The sequence below is a fragment of the Paraglaciecola polaris LMG 21857 genome (genome assembly GCF_000315055.1).
Taxonomy (GTDB): domain Bacteria; phylum Pseudomonadota; class Gammaproteobacteria; order Enterobacterales; family Alteromonadaceae; genus Paraglaciecola; species Paraglaciecola polaris.
In genome coordinates this window covers 21,028-38,232 of record NZ_BAER01000049.1, presented here as the reverse complement: position 1 = coordinate 38,232, position 17,205 = coordinate 21,028, and the positions used below count along the sequence as shown (strand labels likewise).

Genomic DNA, 17,205 nt, shown 5'->3' with positions numbered 1-17,205 from the left:
AGGTGATTGGTATTAGTGTGTCATCGACTGCAAATGGCACAAAGATGAAATAGAGGCTCCTGTCAATGACCGTCCGCTTAATGCCCTGAGCCACTCGTCAACCATTTTTATCCGAGTAAAGGCGAATTTCTCTCTTTTAATACTTTGAGGCACTTCGCCTCATCATATGGTGTTTTGCTTTTCCAACAGCAGTACAAAACTCTTATCCACTTGAAGGCTAAGGAGCGCAACGCTTGCTGATGAGTGTTCCTTTTTTCCGCTGCTGTTCGTAGTAAAGCTGTGCCAGTAAAAGTAGCGAACTGTTTTCGCTGACCATTCAATAAAGGTTTGACGAATAAACTTAGAACAGCCCCATCGCCAGTGTACCCAATCAAAAATACCCGTTATATATGTTGTCTCAAAAGTACCAAGATCTAGTTACGTATATTCATCTGCATAAACAATTGTAGCGAAATTGTGCAAGACCATTAAGTCGAATTCGTAACAATTGGCTCGGTTCCGCTTCGCTACACATTTTAGCCAACTGCCACTAACCGCTTATGGCAGCGTTGAACGTCGGCTTCTTGTCTTTTGCAGTCGTTGGGAAAAAATTTTCTGACGGGCAGCTTTGAGCGATCACCGGAAATTTAAGTTATCTGCTGATCTTTAAAATATGTGATGGGTTTGTTTCCTATTCACGGGAGTTTCGGTAAAGCCGCCGTTAGCGTTTTTTTGTTTGCACTAATTATTGTCAAAAACCAAACCAACAGATACGAACACATAATTTACATAATTTACTTAATTTGTTTGATGAAGGTTAAACTACATATTAATCTTGGATACTAGGCTTAAATTATTTGAGTTTTAGCTTTGTGACACTCTCTAATATTTACTATGCGTTTATAACAAAAAGAGATCTATATATGCCTGCGTTTGATTCAGGGAAAAATTTTTTTAATCTTCCAGTAGTATGGATTACTGGGGGGGTGTTAGTTGTAAGCGCTGCGTTAATATCTTGGGCTATATATGACTATGAAAACTTAATCTTCTGTCGAAGCAGTGATTGCTTCAATTATTTTGTAGTTGCTTTCAAAGTTCCACTAGGGGTTCTTGCACTAATTATACCTATTGGAGCTGTGTATGCGGTCAACCATAGATCAGCCATATCAATAGAGCAAATGCGGTTATCAAGCGAACAAAACAAGTTTTCTAATTACTATAAACATAAAGAAGAGTTTTCAGCTTTTATTAAAAAAAATGCTGGTGGAGCAGACTTTCCAGACCAAGTGCATAGACTTTTTTATGGCGACATTAATAAGTGGACAGGCAAAGCCAATACACAGTTTGTAACAAACAGAATATGGAGTGGCATGGCTGGATTAATTGCCCCTTATCAAAGATTACAAATGACTACTCGTAAAGATACCGAAGAACGGCTGGAAATCATGTATTTAATTGCAGGTAATTGTACCATTCTGAATCAGGAATTTGTTATGGGTTCTGTCGTGATGCCTCACGTGCTAAATTATAAAGGCAATCATATTTCTATGCCTGATTTCACAATATTTGCGCCATTAATACAATTTAGTTATACCGTTAGTGTTCTACGTTCTGCTGTTAGTTTTGACACAGATTTAAAGGATTTGAAAATGTGGGAGCCTATAGCAAATGAACGCTTTGACCTTCCTAAAATACCCTTTACGTCTAATGATATTAACCTGTATATTTCTGATGAAAAAGCGTTTAAAGATTTCGATTTTAATGGCATGTGGGATAGAGTAAATAACTTTAAATTTCAAAAATAATAGATACTACAGTTTTTGCGTGGCACTCGCGTTAGTTCTTTATGCCCCTTTCTCCCAAAGGGGCGCAACACAAAATCTACCACAATGACCGGTTAAGACCGAAAATGGCCATTTAGGTATAAAGACAGAGTTACAATCTAGTGGTAAGAACCAGTTTAATTCAAGTAAGCCCGACTGGCCGCTTTTGGCACCAACCCGACTAAACATGGGCTTGATATAGTCGTGCGATTTTCAAATATTAAGTCCAAGTTTCGCACTATAATATGCTCGTACAGCAGGTCGGACTTTGAATCGAGGATTTACAGTGGATAGCCCTGTTGCGGTTTTTCGACATAGATAGCTGCCACATACCTCATAACGTTTTACCTAGGACTTAGGTTTAACACTGCTTATTACACGTCTTTGCCTTATTTGATGAGTCATTGCGGCAATCAATCTTTTCATCCCCGTCGGGCAGCGCATTACAGGTAGCTTGTCTACCTTTGGCGTCGGCGGAGCAACGCTTGGTGCATTCGGACACACCAACATCTACCGTGTTCTTCCAAAACTCATCACTTGCAAAGACAAAATCCTCAAACGCGTTGTCTAAAAAGGGGTTGGAGCTAATCACTGAAAAACTCAGTTGTGTTTTTTGTTCCAGCGCAGCCAAATTTTGCTGCATATCTTCAATTTCTACCTCTAGCTTTTCGATTTTTGCCATGAGTTCTTCATTACTTTCATTGCGCTGCTCAGAGCAGCCTGAGACAGCAAACGTAATGAGAAGCGGTAAAACCACATGTAATGCTTTCATATCAATATCCTTTTTTATTTACATTATCCCTATAGAACGACTAAGTGGGCTTGGGCAGCCGACTCAACAACGAAACAGTGATTGAATATTCCTATTCACAACGTTTTTTATAGTTTAGTCGTTACTCTGATTTTGGCGTGAGAACTATGCACTTCACATCTAAAAAACGTAACAGCATGAGGTAGGTGAATACGCCGAATTGCTTCATTGTTAATGCACTCGATCTCATGCTTGAAGCACAGAATAGGCACGTGGGGAGTAATCATTTGGCGAAAGAAAATGCTAAGGACGTTTACTGATGAGACATTCAGTGATGGTGGCAATGCCACTTCACAAGCGGTCGGCTAGGGTACAATATAAGGATTAGCAACGACCTGATATTGCCGACTTTGAGATCCATATCGATACCAGACCCCCTTGCATTCAACATATTTAAATTCTTGATGACGAACCACACTGTGGTGAGCAGGCAGCTCACTGACCCACACACCTACAGGAGGTGCAATGACCTCGTAGCCTCGTGGGGTGTCACGATAAAATACCCCATCAGAATAATAGCGGTCTGAATCAATCGGCGTATGTTTATCGGGTATGGCGGATATGATGGTGCCAATCGCAACGCCTACACCTAAAACAATTAGGGCCGCTGGCCCATTACCCCCACCACGAAAATTAACGTTGCCATGGCCATGACCGCCGGAGTGCCTGCCATGAAACAAACCACAGGACGACAAAAGAAAACAACTACCCAGTGCAATAAAAACGGTACGAAATCTCATAGCAACACTCCCATAATTTACTTTCAGGTATTTTGGATGCTTGAACTAGGAAATGGTTAGTGTGAATAAAGTAAAGGTTGCGTAAAGGTAGCGCGCTTTTACTTTAAAGTGCTGCAGTAAAAATAAGAAGGTGATTTTAGCCGCGCTAATAATTCCGTTGTTGCGATTCTAAGAAGCCACAGCAACGGATTTACAAGGCCCGCAAGGTTTGAAAATCATACTAAGCGAAGCGCGTTTTATTGCCGTGCGATTAAACAGCTAAGGTGTGCATAAAGCGTTTTAACCTTTGCATGCCTTCCTCTAATTCTGCTTCAGCAGAAGCAAATGATAAGCGTACATAATGGTCTTCCTGAAACTCACCAAAATCATTGCCTGGGGTGAGTGCTACATGGGCTTCTTGCAAAGCTCGCTCACAAAAGGTCATTGCATTAAGGCCAGTGTTGCTCACATCGATATACACGTAAAATGCGCCGTCTGGTTGCACAGGTACGTTTAATCCACATTTTTGTAAGCCCGTTAGCACAAGCTCTTTACGTGATTTAAGGGTGGCACGACGTGATTCACATACCGCAATCGAGGCTGGAGTAAAACATGCTAAAGCCGCCTTTTGCGCCAAGGTCGACGGACAAATATAATAATTTTGCGCCATACGTTCCAATACAGGCACGGCACGTTCCGGCACTACGCACCATCCTAATCGCCAACCTGTCATGCCAAAATACTTTGAAAAGCTGTTTATAACGAGGGCTTCATCATCAAATGACAGCGCGGTGACAGGCTTTGCATTCGCCTCGCCATGATGCAAATTAAGGTAAATCTCATCAATGATGCGCCACGCGCCACGGCTTTTGGCAAATTCGCACATTGCCGCCAGTTCATCTGGGACGACTGCTGTTCCCGTTGGGTTTGATGGGGTGGCGAGCATTAAGCCACGGGTGCCTGTTTGCCAATGCTTTTCGAGCAATGCCATGTTCAGCTGAAACCGTGACGCTACCGTGGTAGGAACCAATTGCACGTTACCACCAAAACTTTTGATAAATTGTCGGTTACAAGGGTAGGACGGGTCACCCATGATGACGTTATCACCGGCATCCACAAAGGCTGCGGACAACAGCAATAGAGCGGCTGAAGCGCCTGCGGTGACGACCACACGATTAGGGTTTACCTCGACATTGTGCGCGGTTTTATAAAAGCCCGCGATGGCTGCGCGCAGCTCAGGTAAACCTAATGCCGAGGTATAAGGCAGAGGCGCTGTGGTAGCAAGTTTTTGCATAGCGAGCAATACATCTGGGGGCGCACCAAAATCAGGCTCACCAATATTGAACTTGATTACATGATGACCTTGGGCTTCTAATTCGGCCGCTTTGGCGCCAAAAGCCATGGCAAAAAATGGTGAAATGGCCTGTGCACGTTGTGAATATTTCAAATGATACCAACCAATTTATAAGGGAAAATCATGAAAATGAAAGCGCAATATTCTGCCATTTTTACGCCCGCAACACACCCTTTAAACCTAATGTTACAGGTTTAAAGTCGGAGTTTTATGCACGACATTAACCTGACGGTTAGCGCGATAGTTTACGGGAGGCCAGTTGACTGGACACTTACTTGTGCTAAGTTAATTTTTAACACCACAAGGATATTCATAATGCTTAAATTAATTACGTCAGTGGTCACCCTTCTTATTTGTTCAAATGCTTTTTCAGCGACCAATCAAAATAGTGAACATGCCCAGAAAACCTTAGAAATTTATCGAAAGGTTATCTCTATCCCTACCGCAGCGGGCAAAGGTAACGTGCCTGAAATGACCAATTACTTAGCGTCTGAATTTTATGCTGCGGGTTTCGATAAGCAAGATGTGACCGTGATCCCAAGTGGTGAAACAGCCGCATTAGTTGTGCGTTATCGGGGAAGTGAATCCGCCAAGAAACCTATTTTATTGTTAGGCCATATGGATGTGGTGGAAGCATTGCCCGAAGATTGGCAGCGCCATCCATTTACGTTAACCCAAGACGATAAATACTTTTATGGTCGCGGGACGGTGGATAATAAATTGGGCGTGACTATGTTGTCGTCTACGTTTATTCGCCTGAAAAAAGAAGGATTTGTACCCAACCGAGATCTTATTCTGGCGTTTTCTGGGGATGAAGAAACAGGCATGAAAACCACAATAATGTTAGCCAAAATGCCGGCACTGCTTGAGGCTGAATACGCCTTAAATTCCGATGCTGGTGGCGGGGATTTAGATAAACAAGGCAAAGCGATTGCGTATTTAGTGCAAGCGGCGGAAAAGACTTATGTCAGTTTTGAGTTAACTGTTCGAAACCCCGGCGGTCATAGCTCTAGACCACGCGCGGATAATGCGATCTATGAGTTGTCTAGCGCGTTATTAAATGTTCAGCAATACCATTTTCCTGTTCAGTACAGTGACATGACCCGAGAATTCTTCCGTGAATCAGGTAAGCAATTGGGCGGGGAATTAGGTCAAGCCATGGAAAACTTTGCCAAAAATCCACAGGATAAAAGCGCCTCGGACCGCTTAGAAAAAGAATCTTCTTACGTGGGCACCACGCGTACAACGTGCATTCCGACTATGTTAACTGCGGGTCATGCTGAAAATGCCGCCCCGCAATCGGCCACTGTGACAATTAATTGTCGTATTTTTCCTGGCACGTCAGTAGAAGACGTTAAAAAAACACTGCAAGGTGTGGTTAAAAACCCTGCTATTGAATTTGTTACTTTAGGCCTGCCAACGGCTAGCCCGATATCTGAATTACGTGAAGATGTGACGCATGCAATTAGTCAAGCGGTTCACATGCGCTACCCGGATGTGAGCATTATGGCTTATATGGAATCGGGCGGCACAGACGGTATGCATTTTCGCGCAGCGGGTATACCCACGTGGGCAATGTCCAGTATATTTATGGATCCTGATGAAATGTTTGCTCATGGCTTGAATGAACGATTACCCATTAAAGCCTTTTACGACGGGCTCGATCATTGGACCCTCATTCTCAAAGAGCTGGCCACAGATTAATTGCACTGGGGCCCACAAATTTGGGCCCCTTGTCTTACGATACGCTGCATCGTTTCTTTCGTTAATTAATTTACTCACTTATCCGCTTTAGCGCCGCCTAACTTAATACGCTTGGTTAATTTCTCCTTTCTCCTTTCTCCTTTCTCCTTGCCGTATGCCGGCACGTTATCAGTTCAGGTTTATACACGCTAAACAGAAGCCATTTCGTTATAGATTAACCCACATATCGAGTAGACACTTGCTATCAAAATACAAATTAATTTGGTCTGATTATTTACCGTTATTTTGTCTGCGCAGGAATATTTTAGTTGTGTATTAGAATAAATTATCAAAATTCTACTTGACCATTAGGAGTCACCTATGACAAATTAAAATGCAAATGATAACCATTACTATTTGCAGTTGATATTATCTTGAACCCTAAACCAATCATACCTTGTTTAATGCTATTGAACGCCAGCGCGTACGGCCAATTAAATCAAGCCCAGATGTCAGAACAAACGGATGCGTCACACCTTGAAACCCTAGTTGTAACAGGTACGCGAACAGAGCTTGCTCAGTCGCGAAGCCCTATTTCTATCGACGTGATCACGGGTGCACAACTGCAACAGGTTAGTCATGGCACCCTTGCTAGTGCTTTAAATTATATTCCTGGAGTGGTGACCAAACGTAACGCAAAAGATGGTTACACGGTGCAAATGCAAGGTTTTGATGGGGATCATGTGTTGGTTTTAGTGAATAGTCAGCCGCTTATTGCTCCTACGGGCTCTTCAGTGGATTTGGACCAAGTCAGCGTGTTGAATATCGAACGCATTGAAATATTGAGGGGCGCGGCGTCTGTGCTTTATGGCAGTTCTGCCATGGGCGGGGTAATCAATGTGATTACGCGCAAAGCGCAGAAAAACAGCGCTAAATTTAGATATCAAGCAAGTAATTATACCCAAAATAGTATTGATTCAGGAGATATTTCAGGACTGTATCAGTTGGACGTGAATCAAATGATACTTGGCTGGCAAGGAAGTATTAGCGCGCAAAAAATTGACGACCCTGGTTTTGACTATGACGAAAATACACTTGCGCAAAGTGCGCCAAGTACGGACAAAACATTTGTTAATTTAGGGCTCGCCCGTACGTTTGGCGACGTGAATATTTCGTTGAAATCACGTTACTTCAGCGATGATAAAGTGAAGTTACGATATGCCATTCCTGGCCAGTCTGGGGACATCAGTTATCTTTCAAATGTGCAGCAATGGCAACAAGACTTTAGCTTAAGTCAAAACCAATTATGGAAAATACAAGGTCGCTTGCTGCAACACGATGAAACCAGCGGTGATTCAAACGGCTTGCGTGATGCTGAGATAAAACTAGCAGAATTAGACAGTCAATATCAGTGGCAAATAAAAGACGTGGCCTTCATCTCTGGCTTGGTATTGCACCGTGACGAATTGTATCAAATGAAGCAAGGTGTGACAGCATCAGGGGTTGATGTTAGCGCGTCAAACGGCACCGTTGAAATAGATGATAAGAGCCGCAATAGCATAGAAGGTTATACACAAGGAAGTTGGCAGCTCGCAGATCACGAACTTGTGGCTGGTACGCGGGTTCAGCATGACAGTGATTTTGGCTGGCACAGCGCGACTCGGGTTAATGGGTTATTTGCGCTTAGCAACGACAAGCACGATTTATGGCAATTACGTGTAGGGGCAGGGCAGAGCTATCGTGTCCCCACCTTGAAAGAGCGCTTTTATATCTTTGATCACAGTAACTTAGGTTATATGGTCTTGGGTAACGAGTCTCTCGACCCTGAAATAGCGCTAAGTGCGAATTTAGAGTTGAGTTATCACGGTTCTGTAGCCAAATTATTGGCTTTTAAGCGCACACCGAACGAGCGCTCCCCTAGGTTGTCTTTGCGTGCTAACGCGCATTATTCCAAGGCAAAAGATTTTATTAACACAGTGACCGATGTGGATGCGTCGGCGCAAACAGGCCTGCTTATCTCTCGCTACGAGAACGTGGATAAAACCTATATCAAAGGGGTAGATCTATCGGCCAAGCTAAGTTGGGCAAAAATTGATTATCAACTGAGCTACAGCTACCTGCATGCCACGGATGATACCGGTGAGTATCTAAGTGATCGCCCCAGCCATCAAATTAAATCAAATATTAATTGGCAACTCCCATTTGATATCAACGCTTTAGCCTACGTGGTTTATGAGGCCGGTGAACACCCAAGTAGTGCGCAAACCGGCATCGAAAAAGATAGCTGGCTTAGCGTGAACCTAAATGTAAATCAGCACATTAACGACCAATGGCAATGGAACGCCGGTATCGACAACCTCTTCGATGAACATCAAGAAAGTGACGCCATTGCCTCAGGTTTGCTCGACGTACGCCCTCTGGCCAGTCGTCGTGTATTCGCCGGCGTGACGTATCAATTTTATTAAACACACACATACATTTAAGGATATATATTTCATGAAAATCAGTTATTTAGCTAGCCTGAGTGCGGTCATGTTACTCACGGCATGTGGCGGTTCAAGTTCAAGTGACAGCAGCGTTGAGCCATCGCCCACAGAGCCTACTACACCGGTAGTCGAAGAGGGCACAGTCGTCGGGCCTTTTAGCACTGGCACAACGTCTGAGCCGGTTCGCGTGTATTTTGACTTAGATGCAGGCGAAGTACTTGAATTAACTGATGAAGAAGCGGCTGACAATAGCGTATGGGATATCGCATTTCAGCGCACTAAAGTATATTTAAATACTCAGAGCGAAAATAGCGTTGGCGCATTTTTTACTGATGTAAACAGTGAGTTTTTTGCTGCAAATGGAGCCGCAGTAGTAGACAGCTTTCTAAACGCGGATGCCGATTCTGAGTTAGATGACTACCTGGCAATTAGTACAACTGATATTCCCGAAGACGATAGTTTTGTGGGAGATACCCAAGAAAGTGTTATTGGCGCTAAATTTTATGATTACGACATCACCACCCATGTGGTAAGTGCAAACGACGACCGCTATTTTATTGTCGATTCCGACGACGTGTATAGCAAGTTTCGTGTCACTGACTTAACCACACAAGGACGCACTATGTCGTCGATTACCTTCGGGGTTGCAGTACAAGACACCTTAGCGGGTGATACCGAATTTGGCGCTGAATCGGCGTTAACTATAAATACAGCGGATTGTACGGAAAATTTGTACATCGACTTTGACCTAGGTGCAGCCCTTTCTGCTACTGATGCATGGGATATTTCCTTGGCGTGCACCACCATCGATGACATAACCGGTGCTGAATTCGATATTCACATTGCCGAAGATGCGACAGCGTTAGTTGATGAGGATAACACCTATGCAGCGATAGACAGCGAAGCCGCACAATATTATGGCTTCACTTCAGACGTCACCCAACAGCTAGCGTTTGATATCAACCCTTGGTACCAATACAACTTAAATGCCGGTCATTTATTGTGGTCACAGTACGGGGTGTATTTAGTCAAAACCAATACCAGCACATTCAAAGTGCAGATCACCAGTTACTACGATGAAGCAGGTACCTCGGGTAACTATAGCTTTCGTTTTGATGAGCTGACAAGCGAGTAGTTTTTTGTTTGTTAACTGTTTTATCTAACGGTAAAAGCATAAACCTTGATTTACCCAGTCTGGTTTATTTCCGTGAGGAAATAAACCAGCACGACAGCCGAATTTACATTCGGCATTTGGATTCACGTTAATTGGATACACCATGTACAAGTTCGTTAGTTTAGTATTGTTGATTACATCCATGAGTGTTCAGCTATGGGCCTCTGCAGGCGATTTAGTGAAGACAGAGGTCACGCCAAGCAATCAACAAATGCGTATTATCGCCTCGGGCGGTAGTATCACCGAAATCATATATGCATTGGGCAAGCAGCAGTTAATTGTTGCCACCGACAGCACCAGTTTGTTTCCTGCACCAGCAGCGGCACTGCCTAAGTTAGGTTATTTTCGCCAGTTGAGCACCGAAGGTATTTTGCGCTTTCAACCAACCCATCTTTTTGGCGCCCAAGCTACTGGGCCTGAAACCCTAAGTGCGCAACTTGAGGCGGCAGGTATTGAGGTCCATATATTCAACGAGCAACGCGACGTAGCAGGTTTACATCAACTCATCAGTGAGTTGGGTCAACTGCTCAGTTCAGTCGATAAAGCTGAACAGTTGAACGCCAGTATTACAGCTCAAGTGAAAGCATTAAAAAGCGAAGCTCAAGAACGTATTAAAACGAATCAATCAATTGGTAATACTAAGCCGCTAACCGCTTTGTTTGTCATGTCAGACAGTGATCGTGGCTTAACTGTTGCTGGCGGGAACACCGTACCTCAGGCACTATTTGATGATGCAGGGATAAAAAATGCTGCGCAAAGTCTTGCTGATTACAAAGTCATGGATAACGAGTCTATTTTGGCAGCCAATCCAGATATCATTTTTGTAGCGAGTCATAGAGTAAAAGATAACCAAGCATTACAGCGTTTATGCCAACACCCGGCCCTTAAAGCGACCCATGCTGGGCGAAATTGCGTTATCAGTACGATGGAAAGCAGCAGTGCTTTAGGCTTGTCGCCTCGTTATCCCCAAGCGTTACACACTGTACTTGCACGCACCGCGTCGTTTTATGCTGATGCACACTAACGTCTCTCCCGTGCAACTGCAGCTTACTTTGTATGCTCGCAGAAAAAAGCACTTGCGCGCCTTTATGGTAGCTTTGTTACTGGCGGTTATATTGCTGCTGGTTGGCCTGCAAGCGGGCAGTTTCAAGCAATCTATTGGTATTTTATTCGAAGCCTTGTCTCATAAACTCAATCAACGGGCGTTATCACAAGAGCAATACCTGCAGTGGTATGTATTTTCTGAATTACGTGCTCCGCGAATATTCATGGCGATGTTTGTTGGTGCGCTATTGGCGATGTCAGGTTGTGCAATGCAAGGCTTGGTTAGAAATCCGTTAGCCGATCCTGGCTTAATAGGGATATCTGGCGGAGCAGCAGCCGCGGCCGCCACAGCATTGGCACTCATCAATCACTACCCGCAGCTTGCCGTTGGCGGCCAGTACTTAATTGCCTTAAGTGCGTTTGTTGGTGCATTGCTGGCGGTCTGGGTGGTGTTAATTGTGGCTCGTACGCCTGCTGGTATGGCTATTTCGTCGTTGATTCTTGCTGGAGTGGCAGTTAATGCCCTTGCGGGTACCCACATTGGGGCTATCAGCTATATGGCAAATGACGATGCTTTACGCCAGATAACATACTGGACCATGGGGAGTTTAGGCGGTGTTACCTGGTCAAAAGTATTGTTTGTGGGCGCATTAAGTTTGCCCATTATTGGCTTGTTTATGCACCTTAGACAGCCGCTTAACCTGTTTGCTTTAGGGGAAAACGAAGCCCAATGCATGGGACTTGAGGTGAGTAAATATAAGCGGCTTATTTTATGGTTGGTGGCCTTTTCTGTGGCATTGGCCACGGCGCTGTGCGGCATTATTGGCTTTGTCGGGTTAGTTGTGCCCCATATCGCGCGCACTTTATTCAGTGCAGATCATAAATACTTGATGCCGGCGTGTGGGGCACTGGGGGCGATATTAATGCTGGGTGCAGATGCCGCGTCACGGGCGTTGTTTCCACCTCTTGAAATACCTATTGGTATAGTCACCTCAGCGGTGGGGGCACCTTTCTTTTTATATTTATTGGCGAAGCAAAAAGCCGGAGGTGTGAATGCTTAACTTACAGAATATATCCCTGAGCCACGGTGCGTTCACGCTATTAGACGGGCTTAATCTGTCCCTTAGCAGTGGGGATTTTATGACGGTGATTGGCGAAAACGGCTGCGGTAAATCGACCTTGTTACGTTGCATTGCTGGTTTACATGCAAGTTATAGCGGAAATGTGACTTTTGGCCAGCGAAGTGTGGATGCCTGGCCAGCAAAATTGCTGGCTAAAGCGCGTGCTTTTGTTAATCAGCACAATCAGGTGCAGTTTGCTTTTCTAACCGAAGAGGTCTTGCAATTAGGTCGCATTAATCAGCATGAAAACTTGGCGCAAAGTAGTGCATTAATTTGCCAAGTAGCAGAACAGTTGAGCATTGGCCATTTATTCGGTCGTGACGTAAGAACTTTGTCTGGCGGTGAACGCCAACGTGTTTTTATTGCCAAAGCGTTAGTACAACTATTACCCAACGCCAACGAAGCCAAAACCGAGAGGGATTTTGAGGGCAAATTGTTATTGCTTGACGAGCCTACTTCAGCGTTAGATTTTCGCTTTCAAAAAGCCATGATGGACGTGATAAAAGGCTTTTGCCAACAGGGTTTAGGCGTGATGTGCGTAAGTCACGACATTAACCTCGTTTTGCCCTATGCAACGCACGTTATTTTGTTAGCCAATGGCCGTTGCTTGGCACAAGGCTCAGCAGGGAGTGTTATCACGGCGCAAAATTTACATCAATGTTTTGGGGTGATGCCCAAACTTATTCCACAAGCCAACAGTGTGCCCTATATCACCCACTGATGGTTTTTATGTTTATTGCAAAGGAAGTAAAATGAAACTGGACAAATATATTTTTGATGCCAAAACACTTGTACGCCAGCAACATAGCGGTGTATTGAGCACTCACTCACAATCTGTTGAGGGCTACCCATTTGGCTCAGTGGTGCCTTACTTTATGACCACACAGGGCAATTTGATTATTTACATCAGTCAAATCGCCCAACATACCCGTAATATCAAGGGTAACCCGAAAGTATCTATGACGATATTTGATAGTATGCAAGATGACTCTCAAGCGTCTGGACGGGTGACATTATTAGGTGATGCTGAGTTGATCGATAACGAAAACGTGACCGCGCAGTACCTCAGTTTATTTCCCCAAGCCAAAAGTTATCAGCAGACTCATGATTTTATGTTCTACCAGATAAAAGCTGAACGTATTCGCTACATAGGTGGTTTTGGCAAGATTTTTTGGATAAATAAGGCGGATTGGTTTACGGATGTGGAGCAATGGCTTCACGCAAGTAGTGAAATAGTGCAACATATGAATGAAGACCACCAAGACGCTATGACGCTTATCGTTGAGCATCAATTTAGACTACGAGCCACAAACGTTGCCATGTTATCGGCCTTTTTTGAAGGGGTACATATGCAAGTAGACAAGCAGATTGTGTATTTAGCGTTTGATACGCCGTGCACCACAGCCAAACAGGTGCGGGAGCAACTTGTAGCGGCGACGCATGCAGCAAGAAGCGCATCGACCTTGGCAATGGTAAACTAAATTTACGATTTCAATATGTTAGCGTAGGCGGCAAGGAAAAAGTCAAATTGTCACTGTTTGTTTTTTCCTTTACCTACGCGAGTCGACTTAAAAACCAATGCTCGCCAATGAGTGATATTTCATTGCATATTGTTACCGGTGCCACATACTGCTTGTTCGACAGTCTATCATCGCAAAATGGTTTCTACTTATTGATTAAACAACCTTTGCTCTTTTGCTCGGCGGGCGACCAAGTGACTATTAATTTTACCGCCAGCTTTGCGCCATACACTGAACTGATCACTGGCACCTGCATAGTCCCCTTTATTAAGTGTCCGCAGCAAAGTCGACTTGTACAGATTGCCCATCCCTATGTTGTACCCCAAGCAGACTAATGCACTGAACTGATTATTGCTTACCGGGACTTTTACCAGTTTGCCCATTTGCTCTTCAATTTTGATTAAATCGGTTTTTAATAAGGTTTCAGCCTGCTGAACGTTTATTTTCATGCCCTGTGTCACGTCTGCTTTATGCCCATAGCCAATCAACCAATGCCCTGCTGGGCCGCGATAAGCGTTGAGCCTCACCCCTTCGGACTGCTTAATGATATCGATACAGGCCTGATTTGTGGTACCTGCTTGAATAACACCGTCCGTTGTTAGGGGGGCTGGTAGGACGGGCGAGCTAGCCGAATTGTCGTCAGTAGAACGTTTTTTTTGTTGTAGCACAACCATTGACGAGTAAGCTCAGTGAGACGATCAATAATGTGGTTATTAGATTAGTATGCATCAAAGTCATTCCTTTGTGATTAGTGACGAATATATGTTTCCTGCATTCGCTACCAGAGATGGTGAGTGATTAATATTGCCCCCTAAGTAAAACCTTAAGCTTGAAAATTGCAAGTTTGTGATGCATTACTTGTCGCCCAATGAGGTGACACAATCTTCTCGCATACTTTTGCTAGTCACGACATCACAGGTAATTGGCGATAAACTCTTGTGTATACTCGATATAACGTGCACTTTATGGAATGAAAAGCCATGACTGAAATCGTTGATTAAATCGGCCTTTTTACGAATATTAATGCTCTGAACTATCTAGGACCGCTAAATGTTTTACGTGCTAATTGTTAATACTTTACTCGTGGCTGCGACGGTCATGCTGCACTATGAGTTTTTGCATCGCATTATGCGTTACTTGCCCAAAATGAAAATTAAGCACAGTTACCGGATTGTATTTGGTATTTTTGGTGCATTAACAGCCCATATTTGTGAAATTTGGATTTTTGCTTTTGCTTATTATGTGATGAATCGGGTAGAAGGTTGGGGCAGTCTGGTCGGCAATTTCAATGGTAGTTTGATGGACAGTGCCTATTTTTCGTTTACCGTATATACCACAGTCGGGTTTGGCGATATTGAGCCATTAGGACCGCTAAGATATCTCACTGGAATAGAGTCATTAACGGGCTTGGTTCTTATCACTTGGACGGCGTCGTTTTTATATTTCGAAATGCAGCGTCATTGGCATAATGTGTGATTTTTGACTGTTTTATGAACCGCAATAAATTTTCATTTCATTATAAAATGAAGGGAGTGGCAGGTAAGTAAGCTTCCTCTCTTTGCCTTATTGAATAAACATTTATATATTGCGGCTGATGAATGTTTGTTGAATAACGATACTAAAGTCTAATAGTGAATATTTTAAACAAAGCTAAAGTCAAGAGAGTAAAATCATCCTGATGCGCAGCATTCGTATTGGATCTCATGGGTTGCACAAAAAATAGTTGCCTAATCAGTTCGCACTGATAGTAGTGATTACCAGCGCGGTGTAGTCGCTTCAACATTTTTTAGGTATTGCACTTCTTGTAACGATAAATGTAGGCATTACTCATGATTAAGCCAACAGAGTCTATTCCGATCAAATCCATTGATATTCCTTTAAATAACGGAGATTTTGTTAAATCACTGCTCAATCACTGCTCAATCACTTATCTGGTTCGCTGCAGGATATTATTGGGCTCGAAGAAGCCGAAGGTTTTATATCTATAGTGGGTGGTAAAATCGGCGAGCAAATCGACGCTCAATATCGTGATGCCCTTAAGGTTCAACGATTATCACGAGCTCAACTCACTGAAGTGTTAGTTGATTTAAAAGCCAGAATTGGCGGTGATTTTTATGTGGTTGATGAAACACCAGGTAAAATAGTGTTCGGCAATACCCATTGTCCTTTTGGAGCGAGTGTTTTTGATAGGCCTGCGTTGTGCATGATGACGTCCAATGTTTTTGGTGTTATCGCGGCCGAAAACACCGGTTATGCAAAAGTGTCAATAGACGAATCGATTGCCAAAAATCATGATCATTGTAAAGTTACTGTGCACCTCAGCCCAGACGATTCTGCGGTTGGACGTGAGTATTATTCCAGTGATTAACGTTTGATAAACGACTTCTCTTTTACAAGCATATTGAATGCTTATTCCCTGCCAACGGCAATATGCAATAAACACGGCGAGTTATTAGAGTGCAGTAAATCATTTACAAAACTGTGGTCTACTCAACACGGCAATAGTGTGCGAGATATGTTTTCCATGCCCAGTCGCTGGCAAGGAGACTGGCGAATGGTGCTGCGTAATAAAACCATTGAATTGATTGAAACTCGTCTCTGCGAACCACTCAATCAGCATATGCTAAGAACATCCAGATTAGGACTGCACGCTGAAGGGCTATTATTTTTGATTGAACTACATCAGCGTAAGGAATTTACCGATGGGTTTATGAACCTTGCAGGCTATTACTCACAAAGTCAGCAGCAAAAACATCGCTCTCATCTGATCACTCTAGAAATGCAAAAAGCCGTTAAAGAATCACATACTGATCCCTTAACGGGTATCGCTAACAGACGGGCATTTGACGAACATATTCGAGACGTTTGGCAAAGCGCTATTGCGGATCGTCGCCCTGTCGTAATGTTCAGTGCGGATATAGATCATTTTAAACTGATTAATGATCACTTTGGACACAGCCGCGGTGATGAAATATTAATTCAAGTTGCCCAGTGCTTGGATAAGGTGTTGTCTCGTGACAACGATGTGGTTGCTAGGGTGGGAGGTGAAGAATTCGCAATGGTTTTGCCAGATACTCAGCTCGATGGCGGGCAGTTAATGGCTCGTACTGCTGTTACGGCAATAGAAATGTTAAATATTCCTCACCCTGCATCACTGGTTGCTGACTGGGTAACTATCTCTCTGGGGTGTTCATGGTGCCAACCTCGCCCGGGTGATAATGTGACTGAGTTGATTGTGGCAGCCGACCAAGCTTTATATTTTGCTAAAAAAGCTGGGCGAAACTGTGCGAGCTATATGGACGTGAGCCAACAAAATGTTGCGTTGATATCTCCGTGGATTAGGTAAGTATTGTTTTTACGTCCTTTGAAATTAACGGTGAAAGCCAAGAAACAACGAATCTGCATTAAATGCTGCTCAGTGCGATTCTGATCGCAAGTTATTTATAAAATGACACACGGGTCAGTAAGATTGTTTTCCATTTTATTGTGTC

15 protein-coding genes and 1 pseudogene are annotated in these 17,205 nt (G+C 43.6%); 11 read left to right on the top strand and 5 right to left on the bottom strand.

The window, feature by feature from the left end; genetic code table 11:
* Positions 1 to 107: 107 nt before the first annotated feature.
* Positions 108 to 375: pseudogene (locus GPLA_RS23985) on the bottom strand (IS110 family transposase); the annotation flags it as partial.
* Between the two features lie 527 nt (positions 376 to 902).
* Here GPLA_RS23985 and GPLA_RS10915 point away from each other — a divergent pair.
* The gene (locus GPLA_RS10915; protein WP_007104977.1) at positions 903 to 1,784 is read left to right on the top strand and encodes a hypothetical protein; all 882 of its coding nucleotides are present in this window, start codon (positions 903 to 905) and stop codon (positions 1,782 to 1,784) included.
* Positions 1,785 to 2,163: 379 nt separating this feature from the next.
* Here GPLA_RS10915 and GPLA_RS10910 read toward each other — a convergent pair whose 3' ends face one another.
* The 3 genes from GPLA_RS10910 to GPLA_RS10900 form a co-directional block, all read right to left on the bottom strand.
* The gene (locus tag GPLA_RS10910) at positions 2,164 to 2,574 is read right to left on the bottom strand and encodes a hypothetical protein (protein WP_007104976.1); all 411 of its coding nucleotides are present in this window, start codon (positions 2,572 to 2,574) and stop codon (positions 2,164 to 2,166) included.
* Between the two features lie 344 nt (positions 2,575 to 2,918).
* Positions 2,919 to 3,353: a DUF6515 family protein gene (locus GPLA_RS10905; RefSeq protein WP_007104975.1), complete on the bottom strand. Its 435-nt coding sequence runs from the start codon at positions 3,351 to 3,353 to the stop codon at positions 2,919 to 2,921.
* 250 nt (positions 3,354 to 3,603) lie between these two features.
* On the bottom strand, positions 3,604 to 4,779 hold the full coding sequence (locus GPLA_RS10900) for an aminotransferase class I/II-fold pyridoxal phosphate-dependent enzyme (RefSeq protein ID WP_007104974.1): 1,176 nt from the start codon (positions 4,777 to 4,779) through the stop codon (positions 3,604 to 3,606).
* Positions 4,780 to 5,001: 222 nt separating this feature from the next.
* Between GPLA_RS10900 and GPLA_RS10895 the strand changes: the two genes are divergently transcribed.
* From GPLA_RS10895 to GPLA_RS10865, 7 genes are all read left to right on the top strand, one after another.
* Positions 5,002 to 6,390: a M20/M25/M40 family metallo-hydrolase gene (locus GPLA_RS10895; protein WP_007104973.1), complete on the top strand. Its 1,389-nt coding sequence runs from the start codon at positions 5,002 to 5,004 to the stop codon at positions 6,388 to 6,390.
* A 443-nt stretch (positions 6,391 to 6,833) separates the two neighbouring features.
* Positions 6,834 to 8,834, top strand: a complete 2,001-nt coding sequence (locus GPLA_RS10890) for a TonB-dependent receptor plug domain-containing protein (RefSeq protein WP_007104972.1) — start codon at positions 6,834 to 6,836, stop codon at positions 8,832 to 8,834.
* A gap of 31 nt (positions 8,835 to 8,865) precedes the next feature.
* Positions 8,866 to 9,990, top strand: coding sequence for an HmuY family protein (locus GPLA_RS10885; RefSeq protein WP_007104971.1), 1,125 nt, complete (start codon positions 8,866 to 8,868; stop codon positions 9,988 to 9,990).
* Positions 9,991 to 10,132: 142 nt separating this feature from the next.
* Entirely contained in the window at positions 10,133 to 11,053 is a 921-nt protein-coding gene (locus tag GPLA_RS10880; RefSeq protein WP_007104969.1) for a heme/hemin ABC transporter substrate-binding protein, read from the top strand.
* Between the two features lie 64 nt (positions 11,054 to 11,117).
* Positions 11,118 to 12,134 (top strand): FecCD family ABC transporter permease, encoded by a 1,017-nt coding sequence (locus GPLA_RS10875; protein WP_007104968.1) that lies wholly within the window; start codon positions 11,118 to 11,120, stop codon positions 12,132 to 12,134.
* Positions 12,127 to 12,915 carry an ABC transporter ATP-binding protein gene (locus tag GPLA_RS10870; RefSeq protein ID WP_007104967.1) on the top strand — a complete coding sequence of 263 codons (789 nt, stop codon included), beginning with the start codon at positions 12,127 to 12,129 and terminating at the stop codon, positions 12,913 to 12,915. The genes GPLA_RS10875 and GPLA_RS10870 overlap by 8 nt, the downstream gene beginning before the upstream one ends.
* A 31-nt stretch (positions 12,916 to 12,946) precedes the next feature.
* Positions 12,947 to 13,675: a HugZ family pyridoxamine 5'-phosphate oxidase gene (locus GPLA_RS10865; protein WP_007104966.1), complete on the top strand. Its 729-nt coding sequence runs from the start codon at positions 12,947 to 12,949 to the stop codon at positions 13,673 to 13,675.
* Positions 13,676 to 13,863: 188 nt separating this feature from the next.
* Here GPLA_RS10865 and GPLA_RS10860 read toward each other — a convergent pair whose 3' ends face one another.
* Complete coding sequence (locus tag GPLA_RS10860) at positions 13,864 to 14,388, bottom strand: lysozyme (protein ID WP_007104965.1); 525 nt, start codon at positions 14,386 to 14,388, stop codon at positions 13,864 to 13,866.
* A 376-nt stretch (positions 14,389 to 14,764) separates the two neighbouring features.
* Here GPLA_RS10860 and GPLA_RS10855 point away from each other — a divergent pair, with 376 nt between their 5' ends.
* The 3 genes from GPLA_RS10855 to GPLA_RS10845 all read left to right on the top strand — a co-directional run bounded on the left by GPLA_RS10855 (position 14,765) and on the right by GPLA_RS10845 (position 17,060).
* The gene (locus tag GPLA_RS10855) at positions 14,765 to 15,190 is read left to right on the top strand and encodes a potassium channel family protein (RefSeq protein ID WP_007104964.1); all 426 of its coding nucleotides are present in this window, start codon (positions 14,765 to 14,767) and stop codon (positions 15,188 to 15,190) included.
* A gap of 511 nt (positions 15,191 to 15,701) precedes the next feature.
* On the top strand, positions 15,702 to 16,082 hold the full coding sequence (locus tag GPLA_RS10850; protein WP_007104962.1) for a methanogen output domain 1-containing protein: 381 nt from the start codon (positions 15,702 to 15,704) through the stop codon (positions 16,080 to 16,082).
* A gap of 147 nt (positions 16,083 to 16,229) precedes the next feature.
* A complete protein-coding gene (locus GPLA_RS10845) occupies positions 16,230 to 17,060 on the top strand; it encodes a diguanylate cyclase (protein WP_226993096.1) in 831 nt (276 codons plus the stop codon).
* The last annotated feature ends 145 nt before the right edge of the window (positions 17,061 to 17,205 follow it).